At 69.5% G+C, this 548-nt stretch carries 1 protein-coding gene and 1 pseudogene; one reads left to right on the top strand and one right to left on the bottom strand.

From position 1 onward, the window contains the following. A pseudogene (locus O3T09_RS11825) lies at positions 1-123 on the top strand (ArsR family transcriptional regulator); the annotation flags it as partial. Here the strand turns inward: O3T09_RS11825 and O3T09_RS11820 are convergent. Beyond that, on the bottom strand, positions 121-548 hold a 428-nt coding region (locus tag O3T09_RS11820; RefSeq protein ID WP_251393534.1), incomplete at its 5' end, for a transposase. The pseudogene O3T09_RS11825 and the gene O3T09_RS11820 sit on opposite strands and share 3 nt — an antisense overlap.

Here is a 548-nt window from a genome sequence, read left to right as displayed (position 1 = left end):
ATTGCTTCGCGGCTGGACGTGATGAACCGGCTGGGCCGGGCGATGGCCGACCCGACCCGCTCCCGCATCCTCATGACACTCCTCGAGGGCCCGAGCTACCCGGCGGTACTCGCCCGCGACCTAGGGCATGTCTGACAATCGTTTTGACCATGCGAGCACAGCATTCAGGACCACAGCGGCCCTGTAGATGATCGCGTACTTGTCATACCGGGTCGCCAGACCCCGCCACTGCTTCAGGTGCGCGTACTGACGCTCGATGACGTTGCGGCCCTTGTAGGCGGCCGCGTCGAGGCTGACGGGGCGCCCGCCGCGGGCACCGCGCCGTCTGCGGTGGCCCTGCTGGTCGGCCGGTTCGGGGATGACCGCTTTGATCCCACGGGCGCGTAGGTGGGTGCGGATCGCCCGGGAGGAGTACGCCTTGTCGCCCAGCACCGCCGCAGGGCGGGTCCGGGGCCGCCCTACTGGCCGGGTCACGCGCAGCTGCTCCAGAAGAGGAAGCAGCATCGGGGAGTCCCCTGCCTGGCCGGGGGTGATCAGGCTGACCAGCG

The sequence above is a fragment of the Micrococcus sp. H39-S4 genome, assembly GCF_027158145.1.
GTDB classification, from domain to species: Bacteria; Actinomycetota; Actinomycetes; order Actinomycetales; family Micrococcaceae; genus Micrococcus; species Micrococcus luteus.
The sequence above is the reverse complement of the archived record's forward strand: the minus strand, read 5'-3'. Positions and strand labels throughout refer to the sequence as shown.